Consider the following 20331-nt stretch of genomic DNA (forward strand, 5'->3'; position numbering starts at 1 on the left):
GCGTTGGTGGTGATTGACGTGGCGGTAACGTTCGCCGCCATGGCAAGCGGCACAGGTGACGACACGGGAACGCTGGCGGTCACTGGGGACGCCGAGGCCGATCAGCTGCTGCTGGACGACCCGTTCTCGCTGTTGCTGGCGATGATGCTCGACCAGCAAATCCCGATGGAATGGGCCTTCAAGGGCCCCGCTCGGCTGGCCGAACGCCTCGGCGATCGCTACTCCGTGGCTGCGATTGCCGCCATGGAACCCGACGAGCTGGAGGCTGTGTTCAAGGAGAAGCCAGCGCTGCACCGCTTCCCCGGTTCGATGGCCCGCCGATGCGGCGAGCTGACCCGCCACATCGTCGAGCACTACGACGGCGACGCCGGTGCCATCTGGGCCGACGTGCGCAGCGGCAAGGCGCTGTACGACCGGCTGCGTGCCCTGCCCGGCTACGGCGACGAGAAGGCCAAGATCTTCGTGGCCATCCTGGCGAAGCGTTTCGGGGTCGCTCCCCGTGGATGGAAGGCCGTCGCCGGCCCGTTCGCCGACCGCCAGCCTCGCTCGGTGGCCGACATCGACGGTCCCGACGCCCTCGCCGAAGTGCGGGCCTGGAAAAAGAACCAGAAGGCTGCAGGCAAGTCCAAGCAGGACTGAACGGGGCTACACAGGGCTGAGCGAGGCTGAGCCGCCGCCCGGCTTCGGCAGACTCCGGCGCTCCACGATCCGCTCACTCGGCGCGCCTTCGTGGCCTCAGGCGCTGCGTTCTGTTGCGCATGTGTGTCGGCCGGCTGTCGCAATTTGCGTTCCGGTGACAAAGCCGTTGCTCATCTGAATTCGGCGGAACGCAGTCCCCCGCAGCGGCGTCGGGGCATCAAGTCGCACGTCCCGCAGCAGTGCTGCAGGCCGCATGCGACTGAAGCCAACCAACGCAAGGGGACTGAAGTGTTGAAGAACTGCACACCACGACAGCGCCGGCAGGGGGCCGGCAAGAGAGTGTGGCGAATGGTCGTCGCGCTGCTGGCGCTGTGCCTGTTGGCGGCGGCGTGCACGTCGACCGACGACACCGACGCCGATGGAGTAGCGGACGTGGAGACCGAAAGCACCACGGCCATGACGGCAAGCCCATCCAGCGATGCGAATGAACGGATGGACGAGGCGGACGACGAGGAAGAGCGTTCGACGCGCGGTGAGGCTGCTTCGGAAGAGACAACCGAGCAAGCCGCGGCCGTCGGGTCCGACGACATGGCCGAAGAGGAAATGTCCGACGAATCCTCGTCGGGGCAGTCTCCGAGCGGCAGTCGCACCGAGACCGAGTCAGCTGAGTCTGCGCAATCTGAGCACGAGCCGTTCCAGCCAACGCAACGGCGCCGCACCGAACCGGACAACTTCGTCAACTACGGCATCAACCCGTTCGTCGACACCGCCGACGACCCGTTCTCGACGTTTGCGCTCGACGTGGACACCGCTTCGTACACGATCGCCCGCAACTTCCTCGACGGCGGCCAGCTGCCGCCGTTCGAAGCAGTCCGGGTCGAGGAGTTCGTCAACTACTTCGACGGCGGCTACGACGACGAGATCGACGAGTTCACGATCAGCGTGGACGCCGCGCCATCGCCGTTCGCGGACAGCGGTGACCTGCTGCTGCGGGTGGGCGTTCAGGCACCGCATGTGGTGTCCGACGCCCTGCGACCCGACAGCATCATCCTGGTTCTGGACAGCTCGGGCTCGATGAACCAAGACATCGGCACCAGCAACGACAGGACCCGGCGCATCGAGCTAGTCTACGACGCCGTCGACCTGCTGCTGGGGGGGCTGGAGCCGCAGACCCGGGTGGGTGTCGTGGCCTATGCGAACAACGCCCGCATCGTCGCCCGACCCGCCGCAGTCGGCAGGAGCCACGACGACCTGATCCGTCGTATCCAGCGAGACGTGCGCCCCAACGGCAGCACCAACGTGGCAGGCGGACTCGTCAGCGGGTACCGCATGGCAGACAGCGAAGCCGCCGCGGGTCGCAATGTGCTAGTGCTGCTGTTCTCCGACGGTGTCGCCAATGTCGGCGCGACCGAGACCGACCGGATCCTCCGGCAACTGGGCGAGCGCTCCGACATCGGCCTGTCCACGATCGGCGTCGGCCTCGGCCCGTTCAACGACGAGCTGATGGAGCAGCTGGCCAACCGGGCCGATGGTTCGTATCACTACATCGACGACACAGACGAGGCCTGGCGGCTGCTCGGAGGCGACGTGACATCGTTCGTTTCGGTCGCCGCACGCGACGCCAAGGTCCAGGTGATCTTCAACCCCGACACGGTGGTCGCCTACCGGCTGCTGGGCTTCGAGAACCGCGACGTGGCCGATCGAGACTTCCGCAACGACGCTGTTGACGCCGGCGAGGTCGCCATCTCTCAGAGCGCCACGGCGCTGTATGAGCTGACGCTGGTCGATCCCGAGAGCAGGAGCCGGCGCAGCAACGAGACACTCGCCAAGGTGACGCTGCGCTACGAGCGCCCCGCCAGCGAGGCGATCACCGAGGTGTCCGAGACGATCAGGACAAACGACGCACATCGCAGCTTCGACGACGCCGGTCGCCACTTCCGGCTGGCCGCCGTGGCTGCCGAGTTCGCAGAGGTCCTGCGCCAGAGCTGGTTCACCGACGACCCGTCCATGCGCACCGTGCGCAGGGAAGCAGAATCCCTGACCCGCGACTTTCAAGGCGACGCCGACGTGGCAGAACTGGCCCGCCTCATCACCGCAGCCCAGCGCCGAGGCGGTTGGCGGCCTGCTCGCGCAGCTCGTTCTTGAGCACCTTGTTCGATGGATTCAGCGGCAGCGCCTCGACGTTCCAGAAGTAGCGGGGCACCCTGTAGTTGGCCATCTGCGCACGACACCACGCACGCAGCGCATCTGCTTCTGGCACACCGGCGGGCGACGGCACCACGAACGCCGCTCCGACCTCGCCGAGGCGTTCGTCGGGCACGCCGACAACCGCCACCTGGCCGATCTGCGGATGCTCGGCCATCACTTTCTCGATCTCGGCGGGATACACGTTGAAGCCGCCACTGATGAACATGTCCTTCTTGCGGTCGGTGACGTCGATATAGCCCTGCTCGTTCATCACGCAGATGTCGCCGGTGTGCAGCCAGCCGTCTTCGTCGATCGCTTCGGCGGTGGCGACGGGATCATCGAGATAGCCCTGCATGACGTTGTACCCGCGCACCAGGATCTCTCCCGGCTGCCCGATGGGCAGATCCCGACCCTCGTCGTCGATGATCCGCAACTCGACGCCGTCAAGCGCCCGGCCGCTGGTGGTGGCCACCAATTCGGGCGGATCGTCCGAAGCGCAGATCGCCGCCAGTCCATGGGTCTCGGTCATGCCGTACCCCGTGAGCACCGTCTTGAATCCGAGACGTTCACGCATCGCCACCACTGTCTCCACCGGGATGGCCGCAGCCCCGGTGAGCGACGAGCGCAGGCTGGACGTGTCGTAGTCGTCGAGGCCTGCAAAGTTGATGAGCGACTGGAAGATGGCGGGCGGCCCCGGCAGGATCGTGATCTTCTCGTCCTGGACGCGCTGCAGCACCGATTGGACGTCGAATACGGGATGGGGGTGGATCGTCGCGCCTTGCATGATGCACGGTGTGATGCCTGCGGAGAAGCCGAATGCGTGGAAGAACGGGTTCACGACCAGCATGCGGTCGCCTTGGCGCATGCCGAGCTCGGCCGCATACTGGGCGAAGTTCCGCAGCACCGGTGCCTGGTGCACCAGCACGCCCTTGGGCAGGCCGGTGGTGCCGGAGGTGAACATCACCAATCCGAGGTCCTCGCCCGAGGCCGCCGCGCATCGGCATGCCACCTCGTCTGCGGCCTTTGGCGTGGCCCGGGCCGCGAATTCGGTGTAGGAGATCGTGCCCGTCGGTGCGTCACCGCGCAGCACGACAACGTCTGCCAGCGAGGGGACCGAGTGACCCCCGTCGGCCGCCTCGTGGAGATCCTTCACGTAGTCGTAGCCGAGAAATCCCGCCACGGTGAAGAGCACCTTGATCTTGGACTTGCTCAGCACGAACGCGGCTTCGCGTCCCTTGAAGCGGGTGTTCACGGGCACGAGCACCCCGCCGGCACGCAGCGTCCCCATGGACGAGATCACCCATTCCCAGGCGTTCGGTGCCCAGATGCCCACCGTTTCGCCTGGCTCCAGTCCTGAGGCCACCAGCGCCGCTGCACATTCGTCGGACAGCCGCTTGATGTCTGCGAAGCTCAGCGACATGTCGCCGTCCCGTACTGCTTCGGACTCGCCGAACAGTTCCGCTGCCCGGTCGACGAGATCGGGATAGTTGTCGGGAATGGCGCCAGGCATGGCGGACAGTCTCGCGGCTAGCCCGCGCCTCTTCATTGCTGGCGCAAACGAGACTGCTCCGATGGAGACTGCCCAGTGATCGTGTGCTGCGGTGAAGCGCTTGTCGATGTTCTCGGCCCCGATGCCGCTCGGGTGCCCGGGGGCGGGCCCATGAACGCAGCGATAGCGGCAGCTCGTCTGGGGGCGCCGAGTGCGTTCGTGGGCCGGGTGTCCACCGATGCATCGGGCGAGCACATCTGGAATCACCTGAAGAGCAACGGCGTCGACCTGCGTGGCTGCGAGCGCGGCCCCGAACCGACGGCGAGGGCGATCATCAGCCTTACGGCGGGCCCGTCATTCCGTTTCGAAGGCGAGAACACTGCCGACACGGCGCTCGAAGCTGCGGACTTGGCTGCGCTGGGCGTCGGCCCGCACATCCTGCACGGAGGCACGCTGGGCATGTTCCGCGGCCGCACCGCTGAGGTGCTTACCTCGCTCGCTGAGCGTCACGACGGCCTCGTCTCGCTCGATCCCAATGTCCGGCCCGCCATCATCGGTGACCGGGGCCGCTGGGATCACTTTCACCAACGGTGGCTGAGTGTCACCCATCTCTACCGCTCCTCGGACGAGGACTTGGAGTGGATCTGGCCCAGGCGTGCAGCTGACGATTGCGCCGCAGAGTTACTCGCTAGGCGAGTCGTAACGGTGATCGTGACCCGCGGCCGCCACGGCGTCACCGTGTACACGGCTGAAGGCAAGCTCGACATGTCGGCCCCGCCCGTTGAAGTTGTCGACACGGTCGGCGCCGGCGACTCATTCGTGGGCTCGGTGCTGGTCTCTCTCTGGAACCTGCTCAGGGCCGACCGGACCGCGTTCGCCTCTCTTGAATTGCGGAAATGGCAAGCCATAGCGGAACGTGCCGCCGCAGCTGCCGCCATCACGTGCACCCGCCCGGGTGCCGACCCGCCCTACGCGCAGGAACTGGACCCCGACGCCTGATTCGGGGAGCAGATGGCGTCGCAATCAGCTGACCTGAGCCAGCACCTCACAGTGAATGAAGTGGAAGTAGCCGTCGGGATCGTCCGCCCACGTTCGCCAGCCGGCGGCGATCTGTTCCATCTCGTCGGACGTCGCATAGCCGTATTCGACGGCCTGGCGGGCAAAGCTCGTGCGCAGGCAGCGATCGGCCCACGAATAGCCCCAGTTCTGGCGAGTCTCGGGGGTCCAGAACTGCCACACCGATGCCGACATCTGGACACCCGGCATTCCTGCGGCGCGGAACCATGAGTACAGGTGACGGCCTGCGTCGGGCTCGGCCCCATTGTGGCGGCAAACTTGCCGGTACACCTCCCGCCAGCGTGTGATCTCGGTGCTGGACGGGTAGCCCCGCATCGTGGAGTAGTCGGAGTCGCGCACTGCCACCCAGCCACCCGGGCGCACCACCCGAGCCATCTCCGACAGCGCGGCGACGGGGTCCGACAGGTGCTGCATCACCTGATGCGCATAGGCCACATCGAACTTGCCATCGGCATACGGCAGCTCGTACACCGACGCTTCGGTCAGCGTCACATTGCCGATGCCGGCGTCGGCGACCGATTCGGCAGCAGTAGCCAGAATCTCCTCGCCTACCTCGACGCCGGTGACGTGACCATGCGCTGCCCAGTGGGCAAGACCGACGGTGATCGAGGCCGGACCGCAGCCCACGTCCAGAACCTGCGAGTCTGCATGGATGACGTGGCGTGCGAACGCCGCGCAGTCCTCCGCGGTCCTCCGTGCATGCTGGGCCACGACAGCGGGCTGGTGGCCGTGGGTGTACACGTCGCCGCTGGTCACGGCGGCAGCGTAACGAGCTAGAGATCCCGGCCGGGCTTGCGAGGTCGTGGCTAGCCTCGCCGCCCATGGCTGGATCGATCCTGGGCAATGAAGTCCGACGCACCGAAGACCCTGAGCTGCTGACAGCCGGCGGGCGCTACGTCTATGACCACACCGCCGATGGCATGTGCCATGCGGTATTCGTCCGCTCCCCCGTCGCACACGCGCACATCGCCGACATCGATGCCAGCGAGGCTGAAACCGCACCAGGGGTCGTTGCAGTGTTTACCGAAGCTGAGCTGGGCGTTGCACCCCACCACGGCTTCGTGAAGGTTGCCGACGAGTTCGCCCGCCCCCCGCTGGCAACCGGCAAGGTGCGTTTCGTGGGCGAAGCGGTGGCCGTCGTCGTGGCCGAGTCCCTCGCCGAAGCCACCGATGCCGCCGAGCTCGTTGCGTTCGACTACGAGCCGCTGCCCGCAGCCGTAGACGCCGAGGCAGCGCTCGCTCCCGGCGCCCCAGCGCTGTTCGACGAGCGTCCGAACAACGTCGCCACCGAGATCACCGACCCGCCTGGCATCGATCCGCTCGACGGGGCATCCCACGTTGTCCGGGGGCGCTACGTGAACCAGAAACTGGCAGCGGTTCCGTTGGAGCCGAACTCGTGCGCCGCCGTGCCGGGCGATGACGGTCGCATGACTGTGTACTGCGCGACGCAGATGCCTCACCTCACCAAGATGCAGCTTGCCGGCGCGCTCGGATGGGAGCCGCAGCGGCTGCGCGTCATCGCCCCCCATGTCGGCGGCGGCTTCGGCGCCAAGGCCGGCCTCTACCACGAGCACACGGTGGTGGCAGCGCTGGCGGATCGGCTGGGCCGCCCGGTCACCTGGACGCCGGGACGCAGCGAGGACATGACCACGCTGGCGCACAGCCGTGCTCAGGTGCAGTACGCCGAGCTGGGCGTGCGGGACGACGGCACATTCACCGGGCTACGGGTCCGGCTGGTGGGCGACACCGGCGCTTACCCGAACATCGGCACGATGCTGCCAGCGGGCACCAAGCGAATGTCCAACGGCACCTACGCATTTCCGGCCATCCGCTTCGATGTCGCGACGGCAGTGACGAATACGACCCCGACCGGCGCGTACCGGGGCGCCGGACGGCCCGAAGCGGCCGCCCTGCTCGAGCGGCTCGTCGATCAGGCCGCTATCGAGACCGGCATCGATCCCATCGAGATCCGCCTTCGGAACTTCATCTCGCCCGACGCCTTCCCGTTCGACACGCTCACCGGCGTCACCTACGACAGCGGCGACTACGCCTTGCCCTTGCGACGTGCCGTCGAGCTGGCCGGCTACGACGAGTTGCGGGCCGAACAGACACGGCGTCGTGAGCGCGGCGACGTGCGCCAGCTCGGCGTCGGCATCGCCAGCTTCGTGGAGATCACTGCCGGTGGGCTGACCAGCGAATTCGCTGCAGTGCGCATCGAGCCCGACGGTGGGGCCACGATCCGCGTCGGCACCAGCGCCCACGGCCAGGGTCATCAAACGACGTTCGCCCAGATCGTCTCCGCTCGTACCGGCATCGACCTTGAGCGCATCGGGTTCGTCCAGTCCGATACCGACTTGGTGCCCCGCGGCGGCGGCACCGGCGGATCGCGTTCGGTTCAGGTCGGCGGTTCGGCGGTGTCCAACGCCACCGATGTGCTCGTCGAACGGGCGCAGCGACTGGCAGCACACCTGCTCGAGGCCAGCGTCGACGACATCGTGCTCGACACCGAGGAGGGCACCTTCAGCGTGGCGGGCGTCCCGGCACGCTCCGTGGACTGGTCAGCGCTCGCCGTTGCGGTGGACAGCGCACCCGACGGCCTGCTGGGCGAACCCACCGCGGCCGAGACCACGGCGGCCGAGCGGGACGAGCCCGTCGACCCGGGGCTCGCCGCACAGCTCGACTTCGACCAGGGCGAAGCCAGCTTCCCCTTCGGGGCTCACATAGCCGTCGTGGAGGTGGACACCGACACCGGCGAGGTCCACTACCTGCGCCACATCGCCGTCGACGACGCGGGCACCGTCATCAATCCGCTTCTGTTCGCGGGCCAGCAGCACGGTGGCATCGCCCAAGGCGCTGCGCAGACGCTGTACGAGGAAGTCATCTACGACACCGATGGGAACCCCCAGACAGGCACTCTCATGACGTACCTGTTCCCGTCCGCTGCGGAGTTTCCGAGCTTCGAAGTCCACAACACGGTGACGCCCTCGCCGCTCAACCCGCTGGGCGCCAAGGGCATCGGCGAGGCCAGCACGATCGGATCTACACCGGCGCTGCAGAACGCCGTCATCGACGCAGTGGCGCACTTCGGGGTGCGACACATCGACATGCCGATGAGCCCCCAGCGCGTGTGGGACGCGATTGCCGCGGCCAGGGCGGGCAACCCGGCAGATCCGTGGCGGGAGCCTCCAGCGATCTTCGCCGCGATGGAAGCCGGCCAAGAGATCGATCCCGAAGGGCTCGCAGCGGCCGAAGGAATCTGAACACTGTGCGACAATCTGCGGAATAACGAAGCTGCGATGCGCTCGCAGAAAGGCTGCTGCTCATGCCTGACGTCTTCATTACGTGCGCCGTCACTGGCGCCGCCGACACCGTCGACAAGTCCGACAAGGTGCCGTACAAGCCGGCCGATATAGCCCAGAACGTCATCGAAGCCGCCCAGGCGGGTGCTGCGATCTGTCACATCCACGTGCGTGATCCCATAACGGGTGACGCCGGACGCGACGTGGACTGCTACCGCGAAGTGGTGGAGCGAGTCCGTGCATCGAGCACCGACGTCGTGTTGAACCTCACGGCGGGCATGGGTGGCGACTTTGTGATTGGCTCAGTGGAGCAGCCGCTGCCTCCCGATCCGCTGCGATCTGACATGGCGGGCGCCACCGAGCGGCTGGCTCACGTGCGCGATCTGCTGCCGGAGATCTGCACGCTCGACTGCGGAACGATGAACTTCGGCGAGGGCAACTACGTGGCCACCAACACCCACGACACGCTCATGGAAATGGCCCGCCAGATCCAAGCCTTGGGCGTGCGCCCCGAGATCGAGGCCTTTGACACGGGTCAGCTCTGGGAGGCCAGGTCGCTTGTGGAGGCTGGTGTCATCGAGGCCCCGGTCATGGTGCAGCTGTGCATGGGCATTCGGTGGGGCGCCCCGCCGGACCTGAACACATTCATGGCGATGGTCAACAACGTGCCGGATGACTGGACGTTCTCGGCGTTTGCGTTGGGACGCGACCAGCTGCCCTACGTTGCGCTTGCGGCCGTTGCCGGCGGCAACGCGCGGGTAGGCCTCGAAGACAACCTGTACCTCGATCGCGGCCGGCTTGCCACGAACGCCGACCTGACCGCGCGGGCAAAGCAAATCCTCGAAGCGATGAACTACCGGGTGATCGGTCCCGAAGAGGCCCGCGACAATCTCGAGCTGAAGCGCCACTGACCGACGCCGGCCTGGCTGCGCTGGCCCAGCGGTCGGCGTCGAGCCGCCAGCGGCGATCCGTGGGCGCTATTCCTCAATGATGACGGCGTACTCGGGGCAATTCGCAGCGGCCAGCCGGGCCTTGTCCTCGAGGCCTGCAGGCACTACGCCATCATCAGCTGCGGTGGCGTAGCCGTAGTCGTCCACGTCGAACAGTTCCGGCGCCAGCGAGTAGCAGCGGTTGTGGCCCTGACACTTGTCGGCATCCACGCTGATCCGCACGAGCAATCCTCCCTGCGAGCCTCTGAGGCCAGCTGTCAATGAGGCCGGTTAGGTCAACCCAGCAGGTCCGAAGTTAGCGGGCCGCCGGCCACGTCCCGCTTGCGGTGGGAGCGCGAGTCGGTTCCGGCAGCGGCCATAACGGTCCCGTAGCCTTGCGATGTCCACGCCTGCGCACCTTGAGGGGATGCCATGTCCGATGCCCAAGCCCGTCTTGCAGCGCTTCGCGCCAGCCGCGCCGGCAAGGATTCTCCAGCCTCCACTGCGACCGCCCCCAAAGCAAAATCCAACGGCGCTGAGGACCCCACCAAGGTCTGGCACAAGACCGCGTGCATCCTGTGCTCGAACAACTGCGGCATCGAGGTTCGTCTCGACGGCCGCAAGATCACCCGCGTTCGCGGAGACAAGGAACATCCGGCTTCGAAGGGCTACACCTGCGAGAAGGCTCTGCGCATCGACTACTACCAGAACGGCCGCGATCGTCTCACCACTCCGCTGCGCCGGCGGGACGACGGGACGTTCGAGGAGGTCTCGTGGGACGTCGCCATCGCCGAGGTGGCCGAGCGGCTCACCGGCATCCGCGACTTGGTCGGCGGCGACAAGATCCTCTACTACGGCGGCGGCGGGCAGGGCAACCACTTCCCCGGCGCTTACGCCCGCGGCGTGCTGCAGACCCTGGGCGTGAAGTACCGCTCGAATGCGCTCGCCCAAGAAAAAACCGGCATGTTCTGGGCACAGGGCAAGATGTTCGGCAAACAGAACCTCGGCGCCATGGGCGATTTCGAGCACACCGACTGCGCTGTGTTCATCGGCAAGAATCCTTGGCAGAGCCACGGTTTCCCCGAAACCCGCAACGAGCTGAACAAGATTCGCAACGACGACGTCCGCAAGCTCATCGTGATGGATCCGCGGGTCTCAGAGACAGCTGCGATGGCCGATCACCACCTGCGAGTACGCCCCGGCACCGATGCGTGGGCATTGGCGGCACTGCTGGCGACCATGGTCACCGAGGGTCTCACCGACGAGAAGTTCCTGGCAGAGCACTGCACCGGCTGGGACGAGCTACGCGACCTGATCTTGGGCACCGACATTGCCGGCTGCGCTCGCAAGTGCGGCATCGACGAGGCAGATCTGCGTGCCGCAGCCCGCACGATGGGCAATGCCCATTCGCTGTCCACCGAGGAAGACCTCGGCATCGAGATGGCACCCCATTCGACGCTGAACAGCTGGCTGCAACGCCTGCTCTACCTGGTGACCGGCAACTTCGCGAAGCCCGGCGGCATGAACCTTCCGCTGCGCCTCGCACCGTTGTGCGGCCACTCGGGCGAGGGCGAGGTCGATCCCGTCACCGGCAGCCCCATGCTGTCGGGCCTCATGGCCTGCGCCGCCATTCCCGACGCCATCGACACCGACCACCCGAACCGGTTCCGGGCGATCATCGTCGAGTCGGCCAACCCGCTCCACACGCTGCCGGACTCGAAGCGATTCCGGGAGGCCTTCGCCAAGCTGGAGTGCCTCGTGGTCATCGACGTGGCTATGACCGAAACGGCCCGCGCCGCCGACTACGTGCTGCCGGCCGCCTCGCAGTACGAGAAGCCAGAGGCCACATTCTTTGCCGGCGAGATGCCTGCGAACTATTTCCAGGTGCGCCACCCGATCTTGGAACCGTTGGGCGACTCGCTGCCCGAGGCCGAGATTCACAGCCGGCTCGTGGCGGCCATGGGCGGCAAGCCGGACGCCACCACCGATCTCGCGGATGCTGCGCAGCAAGGCCGTGAGGCGTTCATCGCCGCTCTCGGCGAGGCGTCGGCAACCGATCCCGACGTCGGTGCGAAGCTGCCAGTGGTGCTATACGACGCCCTGGGGCCGACACTGGGCAACATGGCGCCAGCCGCGATCATGTTCGGTGCAGCCATGCAAGCCTCGATGCGCTATCCCGACGAGGTCCGGGCTGCGGGCATCTCCGGCGAAGGCTTGGAGCTGGCAAACAATCTGTTCGACAAGCTGGTCGACTCGCCCTCGGGGATGATCTACAGCGTCAGCGAGTACTCCCAGACTTGGGACCGCATCGTGCATCCTGACGGCAAGATCCATCTCTTCATCGAGGAGCTCGCCGACGAGTACCGATCACTGGGCGACGAGGAGCCTGCCCGCGGCGGCGACCGGTTCCCGTTCGTGCTCTCAGCAGGCGAGCGCCGTTCGTCGAACGCCAACGACGTGATCCGCGATCCAGAGTGGCGCAAGAAGGACAAGGCCGGCTCGCTGCGGATCAACCCCGACGACGCCACCGCACTCGGCGTCGTGGACGGGGACCGCATCCGGATCGTCTCCAAGCGTGGCGAGGCCGAGGCCCCTGCCGAGGTCACCGACACCGTGATGTCCGGGCATGTCACCCTCCCCCACGGCTTCGGCACCGAGTACCCCGACGAGACCGGCGAGCACAAGATTCACGGCGTGGCGGTGAACGAGCTCACCGACATCGAAGACCGCGACTGGCTGTCGCTCACCCCACACCACAAGCACGTCCGCGTCGCCCTCGAACCGGTCGCCGGCTAAGCGCAGCCAGCCACACTCAGAGCCAGCCGACCGACACAGTTCTATGCACCCGCACCGTCCAAGATCGGCTCGACATCGCTTGCCCACTTCAGTCCGGCCAATTCAGTCATTTGCCGCATCCACGTGAGCTTGCTCGCCGTTGATCCGTGAACCAAGAGCAGCCAGTCAGCGTGTCCCTCGACCGGGCGATAGCTGGGTCCGCTGGCCTCCGTCTGCAACAGCGGATCATTCTGGCGCACAGCACGCGGCCACTTCCGCTTCGGTGATCCGTGCCGTGCCAGTTTCTCCAAGAATCCGGGCTTGTGCTGTTCCAGCACCGAAGCAAGAGTCGTCAGCGTCTCCCAGCCGTCTCGCGCCGGACGACTTACTCCGCGATAACGAAAGCCGCGCAAATTGCCAGACCCAGATGTCGGCTTGGGATTCTTTGGTACTGGAGGGTTGGGTCTGATTGGCGGCTCAGGGTCGGCGAGCCACTGCTGGATCTGGTTACGTTGCTGTGTCGAGAGAACCGCAGGCACCGCCGCCAGCCATGCGGCAGGTTCGGCAGGAACAGGCTCGGGGCTGGCGACAGACTCGGGGCCAACCTGTCGTCGCAGGAAATCTTCGGCATCCTGCGACCACGGACGTGAACCACTGTCTCGTTCGATCCGCTCGATGAGCAGATCGCGAAGCATCTCATCTGGTTCACGTAGCAGCGCCGACCAAGCCGCTTGAAGACCGGACTTGCCCTTCTGTCGGTTCTTGAGGTCGCTCATACGACGGAGAGCCGCTGCGTATGCCTTTCCCGAGATGACTTCTGCTCGCCGCAGGAATCTCTCCAGATCACTGGCAACCGCATCCAAGTCTCCGGTTGCCGTGATTTGGATGTGCATGAATCGTCGCTCGGCAGGTTGCCCGGCGGCCATGCTCAAGTACAGGTTCCACGTGTCACCGTCAGTGAGCACAAGGAGCGGAATGCCCTTGTTGTTGGCGTATTCAAACAACTGCGACTCGGCATCTGGACTCAGGTTTCCGTGCCGCTTGGCCTCAACGAACACAAACGCGGAACTATCAGGCCCAAAGAGCGCATCGTCGACTCGCCCAGTACCTACCGGCTACTCCACCTGCCACTGTTCTGGATCGGCAGGATCCGAGTCCAGGGCTTGCAACAGCGGAGCAATTACGGCCGCGCGCACTTGCGCTTCACTTGTCAGAACGCCCGACACGAGCGTGTCTCGCGCCTTTGCGAGTGCGTCTTCCAGCCCCACTGATCCTCCCAGCTTGCAGATGACTGCACGGCATTGAGAGGGATCGTAGATCACGACCCATGTGGCTCGGCCATGTTGACGACATTCATTCGCGTTGGCGGCCGAAGGCGACCGTGAAGCTGGTTGGTGACGTCCGACGCAGGAGGCCGCCGCTGTCGTGCAGTTGGTGGTGACAGCGGGAACACAGCAGTGCGAGATTGTCGATGTCGGTGCGGCCTCGAGCTGGAGCCTGCCAGGGAACGATGTGATGGGCTTCGCACCATGTGGGTGCGGCTGCGCAGATCACACAGTGGCGATCTCGGGCGAGCAGCGCACGCCACTGGGGGTCGGTGACGGTGCGGACTCTGCGCCCATGCCAGAGCGGCTGCCCACGTCCGTCGAAGACGAGACCGAAGATGTCGGAGCCGCAGGCCAGACGCTCAAGTACGTGGGTGGGAATGGGACCGGTGCCGGGAATCTCGCAGTCGGCCCACTCGTCGCCAAGAACAGCACGGATGTCGGCAACGATCACCAGTTGATTGCGACGTCGCAGTGAAGCGTCGCAAGACAGCTGCGACGGCGTTGCACTGGGAACCGACCCATTCGCAATGGGCAGCGGCTCGGAATCGACCAAAGCGACCGTTCCAGAGCCAGCCGGCAACCCGGTGAGGTGGTCGGGTGCCAGGGGCGGCAGCGGTGCCGGCGGCGACCAGCCGTTGCGTTCGGCGATGGAGGCGGCATCGCGGTGGTCGACCTCGGCGTACCAACGCCGCGCGGCACGGCGATTGTCCGTGCCGACCAACGCTGCGAGCGCGTCGGCGCGGCATTGGGTGTAGGTACGCGGCTCGGGAGCATCAGGGCGGGCATCGTGACGGTCGGCCTCGGCCAAGCGCTGAGCGACGTCTTCGATGATCGCCTTGAACGCTGCGCCGCTCGCAGGATCCATCAGGGCAGTGGCCTTGATGAGGCCATCAGCGGTCTGGGTGATACTCAGCCGCCGCAGGGCACGCTGGCGGCGGTATTCCTCGTCGGGTGTGAGGCCTTTGCGAAGCTCGCGCACCCAGTCATTGGCGGCCCGGCGGGTACGCTCCACGTTCGTCGAGGACGCAGCCTCCAGCAGCCGTGAAGCGTCGTTGACGGCATCGGTGCCAGCGAGACCGGCTGCAGTCGTGAGCACATCCGCGTGCTCCGCAGTGATGCGCCCCTCACTCAACGCCGCTTCGACATTTGGCATCTCCGCCAACGCCGCAGCGCGCCCTGCAGCACGCTTCGCCGTCGCAGCCGAACAGCCAGACAGCCGCCGAAGCACCGCCTCGGAGCGGTCGCCGAAGTCGTCCAGCCGGTTGATCTCGGCAGCAAACCGCGCCTCGCAGGCGTCTACCGCTGAACGCACGCGGGTAAGTGCTCGAATGCCCTGTTCGAGATCGTCACGCGACAACCCGGAGGCCTCGGCTGAGCAAATCGTTTCCGCTGCCTCGACCAACAAGCCGGCAGGCCCAACAACCCCGCCCGAATTATCGAGATCGGCTGGTGACTCGAACGGAATCACGCCCGGCCGCCCGGCCGCATCCGCGTGGGGGAAACCTTGCCCCGGGCATGATGACCGCTCCGCATCGAACTGTCCACTGTCTCGATAATCATCCATTGTTTTCACTCCTTTCTATACTCTTCTACAGTATATCAGCGTACACAAACGAACGTATGCATTTACGCATATTCGTTCGCTGCACATCCAAGCATCACCGTGTGACACTCACGATTGGAGGGTCAGCGGCAGCGCCTATTTCGCCCCGGTGATCGCTGCGAAGTGCTCGCGTACCTGAGCCGGACGGTGGGCGCGCACGTACTCGGGATTCTGGGACAGTGCGAGGTCGAGTAGCTCGAGCCGGTCCGGCGTCTGTAGCCAAGGCACCGGCACGTACAGCGGCAAACCGAATTGTCGCAACTGCCCCAGGCCGCTGTAGATGGCCTGCTGATAGACGGCTCGTTCGGGCCAGTCCATGTCGTGCGGACCGAACCCGACGCCGCAGTCGAGCAGCAGATCTTGCGCGATCCCCGCCCGCCTGAGGCGCCCGATGTGCTCCCCGAACCACTCCACCATCACGGCGACCGGGTCACCGCTCACATCGCGCACGCTGCGAAAATCCCGCCCCAGCATGAACGGCAGCACCACCGTCACCTCACGCTCGACAGCAAGCTCCACCATCTCAGGTGTCTGCAGTGCGTCGCCGGCATTCAGCACAGCGGCGCCAGCATCGAGCGCCTGGCGAGCCACCTCGGGCTTTCGGGTATCGATCGCCACATCAGCGCCCAGCGACAGCAGCCCGCGCAGCGGCCCAGAGACCCGCCGCCATTCCTCCGCTGCGCTCACCTCGTCGCTGCCGAGCGTGGAGCCTTCACCGCCGAGGTCGAAGTAGTCGGCGCCTTCGGCCATCAGCTCTGTGCCACGCGCGACTGCCTCATCGCAGTCGTGCACGACCGAGAACTCGGCCTTCGAGTCGGGAGAGGCGTTGACCACGCCGAAGATCTCCACGGCCGCAACATAGTCACGGCATGCCGACTGCGGCCGGGGACCGGTTCGATACCCGGTCGAGCCGACCGTGTCGAAGCGTCAGGCGAGGTCTGGATGCCGCAAGGCCTCGTCCGAGGGCGGGATGGCAATCAAGCGGCCCACCTGCGGCGGTACTGGCAGCTCCCGGTGCACCGCCCAGATCTCACCGAGCCGCTCATAGGGCTCGTCGGCCATCGGTGCCACACGGCGCGTCGGCCCGTCGATGTTCAGCGACATGACCTCGCAGATGGCCACAACGTAGTCATCTCGCGTCTGGGTCATCACTTGGAACGCATGCACGCGCTTGCGGTCGAAGCCCAACAGCTGGACGGAGATCACGTACGGCTCGTCGGGGCCAATCTCACGCACGTATGCGATGTGGTTCTGCGCCGAGAACGTGGTGATGTCCCGCACTGCCCGGTGCGCGGTACCAAGCCCGATGAATTCCATCCAAGGTGCAATGGCGTCATCGAAGGCCACTAGGTAGTAGCCGGCATTGAGGTGGCCGTTGTAGTCGATCCACTGCTCCAACACCGTCCCCCGCAGCACCTCGACCGGTGCTGCGGCGACCTCGTCGGTCGGCTGCGGACTCAGCGATGCATCGCTCACACCAGTCTCCTCGCTGCCGGAACCGTCGGTCGTTCCCTGCGCAAGTGAACCAGCGATCGGGCTCAGTTGCTGCGGGCCAAGTCCGCCACGGTGACTGGCACGGCCGCACCGTTTCGATCACTGGCGTCGTCGTCGGGAATGGGCCAGAAGACGTCAGGCGGAGCATCGCGCAGTGACGCAGAGCGGGGCCGTTCGAGCGCCTCGGCAGTCCGGTCGGCCAGAGGTCTCACCATCGGCACGGCGGGTTCGCGAAACAGCCGTTGGGGAATCAAGGGTTCCCGAACCGGCCGTTGGATCGGCGCCGAGGACGTTTGTGTCGGGGGCACGCCGGGCGGCCCCATATACGTCGGGAGAGGAAGCGGATGACGTGTCATCGGCAGAAGAACCACAACTCCCACCGCCGCTATCACGCCCGAGATGGCGATCGGCAAACCGATGTCGCCAGTTGCATCGGCAGTGAAACCCATCAAGGGCGGCCCGATGAGCGCTCCGGTACCGGAGCAGAAGAACAACATGCCCATGACCGTGCCGAGGCCCGCCAATCCGAACAAGTGAGCGGTGACGTGGCCGAGCAGCGCAACGAAGCCGCCATAGGACACCCCGAGGACCGAAGCGAAGACGATCAGCAGAGCGAACTTCGTCTCCAGTCCGCTCACTCGAGTCGTTGCGAACCAGATCGCGTACGCGACGGGCAGCCCGAAGAACGCTATCTTGAGCAGCCGGACCGAGCCCAGCGGTCGGGCCAGGCTCGTGAGCGCCATGCGCCCCACGATGCCCGAGAAGCCGATGATCGTGAACAACGCCACCGCTGCTCGCGGCGGCAGGCCATCGTCTTGGGCGAAGGTAACCACCGAACCCAATGATCCGATGACCGCCACGGTGAAGAACACACCCGAGGCTGACATCTGCCAGAAAGCAGCGGAACGCACCACCAGAGAGACGTGACGCTTCGCGTCGCCCATGTCCATCTTCGGCGGCTGCTTGATCATGAAGAGCGCTACAGCAAAGATCCCCGCTGCCACCACTGCGAGCGCCTTCATGCCGCCACGCCATCCATAGACCTCGAGCAGCCATTGGGCCAGCGGCGCGAACAGCATCGTTCCCAGCCCTGAGCCGGTCGCCACGATGCCTTGAGCCACGGCGCGATGACGAACGAACCACATGGCCGTGAGTGCGAACAACGGTGCGTTGAACAGACCTCCACCGAAACCCAGGCCGACACCGAACAGCACATATCCGTGCCACAACACCGATATTTGCGACATGGCGAAGAGACCGCCGCAGAACATCGCTCCTCCGACGATGAGCAGCGGAGCGATGCCGAACCGGTCATACAGGCGGCCCGAGACCAGAGCACTGCCGAAGAACAGAAACACTGTGATCCCGAACACGAGGCTGATCGGTCCGTGCCCGGTCCCGAACTCGTCCGCCATGCTCTTCGCGAACGCGTTGAAGCTGTAGATCGTCCCGAACGCCGCCATGACGCTGAGGGCCGCGCCGCAGGCCGTGACCCAGCCGCGTGCCGAGTCGAGGTGCGTCGGGCCGCTGGCCATCACCGTTGCGAGGCTACGGCGGCAGCGCCGGCTCTGCGGAAGGATGCCTCAAGCCTGCCGCGGGCGACCGCAGGGCTCTGCGGGGTCGTCAGCCCAGACCCGAGACGTCGCGGACTGCGCCCTTGTCGGCGCTCATGGCCATGGCGGCATAGGCCCGCAGTGCTGTGCTCACCTGGCGTGGACGAGGCTTCGCTGGCTGCCAGCCAGCTGCATCCTGCTCTCCACGCCGCCGCTCCAGCTCAGCATCGTCGACGGCGAGGTTGATCGTGCGGTTCGGGATGTCGATCTCGATGGTGTCGCCGTCGTTCACGAGACCGATGAGCCCACCGGAGGCCGCCTCGGGCGAGACATGGCCGATCGACAAGCCCGAGGTGCCGCCCGAGAACCGGCCGTCGGTCACCAGCGCGCACGCCTTGCCGAGCCCCTTGGACTTCAGGTACGACGTCGGGTACAGCATTTCCTGCATGCCGGGGCCGCCCCGGGGGCCCTCGTAACGCACCACCACGACATCGCCGGCAACGACCTTGCCGTCCAGGATGTGCTCGACCGCCTCGTCCTGGCTCTCGACGACGTGAGCGGGGCCAGAGAACACCCAGATCGACTCGTCCACCCCGGCGGTCTTCACCACGCAGCCGTCGGGCGCGAGGTTTCCGTACAGAATGGCCAACCCGCCGTCGGCCGAATAGGCAAAGTCGACCGAGCGGATGCAGCCCCGCTCGCGGTCGACGTCGAGCGTCCGGTAACGCTCGGATTGGCTGAACGCGACCTGCGTCGGGATGCCCGCCGGACCCGCCCGGAAGAACTCAGCCAGCGACGGATCGTCATTGGTGGCGACATCCCAGCGGGAGATGGCCTCGAACATCGTCGGCGAGTGCACTGTGGGCACCTGGTTGGCAATGAGACCGGCCCGGTTCAGCTCGGCCAATATGCCCATCACGCCCCCGGCACGATGCACGTCCTCGACGTGGAAGAACTCCGATGCCGGCGCCACCTTGCAGATGTTCGGCACCTTGTGCGACAGCCGGTCGATATCGGCCATCGCGAAGTCCAGACCGGCTTCCTGCGCTGCTGCCAGCAAGTGCAGGATCGTGTTGGTGGAACCGCCCATCGCGATGTCGAGCGTCATCGCATTCTCGAAGGCCTCGAAGCTGCCGATCGCCCGAGGCAGTACCGATTCATCGTCTCGCTGGTAGTAGCGCCTGCACAGCTCGACCACCAAGCGCCCCGCCTTCAGGAACAGTTCGCGCCGATCCGAGTGGGTCGCCAACACCGTTCCGTTGCCAGGCAGCGACAGTCCCAGCGCCTCGGTCAGGCAGTTCATCGAGTTGGCGGTGAACATGCCCGAGCATGAGCCGCACGTGGGGCAGCCAGACCGTTCCATCTCGGCCACGTCCTCGTCGCTCACCGACTCGTCGGCCGCCACGACCATGACGTTGATGAGGTCCACCTTCTGGGTGGCCAGCTTGGTCTTGCCGGCCTCCATGGGACCGCCTGACACGAACACCGTCGGAACGTTCAGGCGCATCGCCGCCATGAGCATGCCGGGGGTGATCTTGTCGCAGTTGCTGATGCACACCAGAGCGTCGGCGCAGTGCGCATTCACCATGTACTCCACCGAGTCAGCGATGAGATCTCGTGACGGCAGGCTGTAGAGCATCCCGTCGTGACCCATAGCGATGCCGTCGTCGACGGCGATGGTGTTGAACTCCTTGGCAACGCCGCCAGCGGCCTCGATTTCACGGGCAACAAGCTGGCCCATGTCCTTCAGATGCACATGGCCGGGCACGAACTGGGTGAACGAATTCGAGATGGCGATGATCGGCTTGCCGAAGTCCTCGTCGGTCATGCCGGTGGCCCGCCACAACGCGCGAGCCCCGGCCTGATTCCGGCCAGCGGTGGAGGTGACGGATCGGTAGCGCGGCATGGGATCAGCCTACGCCTGGGCTGCCCAATCTGACGGCCCAATAGCCTGCCCG

General features: G+C 65.9%; 15 protein-coding genes. 6 read left to right on the forward strand and 9 right to left on the reverse strand.

Annotated features, from left to right (window positions below; genetic code table 11):
• Positions 1-39 precede the first annotated feature (39 nt).
• Together ACOQPH_RS08060 and ACOQPH_RS08065 are read left to right on the forward strand one after the other, a co-directional pair.
• Positions 40-639: an HhH-GPD-type base excision DNA repair protein gene (locus tag ACOQPH_RS08060; protein ID WP_420624113.1), complete on the forward strand. Its 600-nt coding sequence runs from the start codon at positions 40-42 to the stop codon at positions 637-639.
• A 348-nt stretch (positions 640-987) separates the two neighbouring features.
• Positions 988-2784, forward strand: coding sequence for a YfbK domain-containing protein (locus tag ACOQPH_RS08065; RefSeq protein WP_420624114.1), 1797 nt, complete (start codon positions 988-990; stop codon positions 2782-2784).
• Here ACOQPH_RS08065 and ACOQPH_RS08070 read toward each other — a convergent pair.
• Positions 2729-4336 (reverse strand): AMP-binding protein, encoded by a 1608-nt coding sequence (locus tag ACOQPH_RS08070; RefSeq protein ID WP_420624115.1) that lies wholly within the window; start codon positions 4334-4336, stop codon positions 2729-2731. The two genes, ACOQPH_RS08065 and ACOQPH_RS08070, sit on opposite strands and share 56 nt — an antisense overlap.
• Positions 4337-4486: 150 nt before the next feature.
• On the opposite strand from ACOQPH_RS08070, the gene ACOQPH_RS08075 reads away from it, so the two are divergent.
• Positions 4487-5314: a PfkB family carbohydrate kinase gene (locus ACOQPH_RS08075; protein WP_420624116.1), complete on the forward strand. Its 828-nt coding sequence runs from the start codon at positions 4487-4489 to the stop codon at positions 5312-5314.
• Between the two features lie 24 nt (positions 5315-5338).
• Here ACOQPH_RS08075 and ACOQPH_RS08080 read toward each other — a convergent pair whose 3' ends face one another.
• Positions 5339-6148: a class I SAM-dependent methyltransferase gene (locus tag ACOQPH_RS08080; RefSeq protein WP_420624117.1), complete on the reverse strand. Its 810-nt coding sequence runs from the start codon at positions 6146-6148 to the stop codon at positions 5339-5341.
• Between the two features lie 65 nt (positions 6149-6213).
• Between ACOQPH_RS08080 and ACOQPH_RS08085 the strand changes: the two genes are divergently transcribed.
• Positions 6214-8652, forward strand: a complete 2439-nt coding sequence (locus ACOQPH_RS08085) for a xanthine dehydrogenase family protein molybdopterin-binding subunit (RefSeq protein WP_420624118.1) — start codon at positions 6214-6216, stop codon at positions 8650-8652.
• Positions 8653-8714: 62 nt separating this feature from the next.
• The gene (locus ACOQPH_RS08090; RefSeq protein ID WP_420624119.1) at positions 8715-9602 is read left to right on the forward strand and encodes a 3-keto-5-aminohexanoate cleavage protein; all 888 of its coding nucleotides are present in this window, start codon (positions 8715-8717) and stop codon (positions 9600-9602) included.
• Between the two features lie 66 nt (positions 9603-9668).
• Here ACOQPH_RS08090 and ACOQPH_RS08095 read toward each other — a convergent pair whose 3' ends face one another.
• Complete coding sequence (locus ACOQPH_RS08095) at positions 9669-9863, reverse strand: ferredoxin (RefSeq protein WP_420624120.1); 195 nt, start codon at positions 9861-9863, stop codon at positions 9669-9671.
• Positions 9864-10052: 189 nt separating this feature from the next.
• Between ACOQPH_RS08095 and ACOQPH_RS08100 the strand changes: the two genes are divergently transcribed.
• A complete protein-coding gene (locus ACOQPH_RS08100; protein WP_420624121.1) occupies positions 10053-12416 on the forward strand; it encodes a molybdopterin-dependent oxidoreductase in 2364 nt (787 codons plus the stop codon).
• Between the two features lie 41 nt (positions 12417-12457).
• On the opposite strand, the gene ACOQPH_RS08105 is transcribed toward ACOQPH_RS08100, so the two are convergent.
• The 6 genes from ACOQPH_RS08105 to ilvD all read right to left on the reverse strand — a co-directional run bounded on the left by ACOQPH_RS08105 (position 12458) and on the right by ilvD (position 20279).
• Entirely contained in the window at positions 12458-13453 is a 996-nt protein-coding gene (locus tag ACOQPH_RS08105; RefSeq protein ID WP_420624122.1) for a hypothetical protein, read from the reverse strand.
• A gap of 295 nt (positions 13454-13748) precedes the next feature.
• Positions 13749-15035, reverse strand: a complete 1287-nt coding sequence (locus ACOQPH_RS08110; protein ID WP_420624123.1) for an HNH endonuclease — start codon at positions 15033-15035, stop codon at positions 13749-13751.
• Between the two features lie 387 nt (positions 15036-15422).
• Entirely contained in the window at positions 15423-16175 is a 753-nt protein-coding gene (locus ACOQPH_RS08115; protein ID WP_420624124.1) for a dihydropteroate synthase, read from the reverse strand.
• 78 nt (positions 16176-16253) lie between these two features.
• Entirely contained in the window at positions 16254-16802 is a 549-nt protein-coding gene (locus ACOQPH_RS08120; protein WP_420624125.1) for a thioesterase family protein, read from the reverse strand.
• 62 nt (positions 16803-16864) lie between these two features.
• Positions 16865-18355, reverse strand: coding sequence for an MFS transporter (locus ACOQPH_RS08125; RefSeq protein WP_420624126.1), 1491 nt, complete (start codon positions 18353-18355; stop codon positions 16865-16867).
• 88 nt (positions 18356-18443) lie between these two features.
• Positions 18444-20279 (reverse strand): dihydroxy-acid dehydratase, encoded by a 1836-nt coding sequence (ilvD, locus tag ACOQPH_RS08130; protein ID WP_420624127.1) that lies wholly within the window; start codon positions 20277-20279, stop codon positions 18444-18446.
• Between the last annotated feature and the right edge of the window lie 52 nt (positions 20280-20331).

Source organism: Candidatus Poriferisodalis sp., from assembly GCF_965221945.1.
GTDB lineage: Bacteria > Actinomycetota > Acidimicrobiia > Acidimicrobiales > Poriferisodalaceae > Poriferisodalis.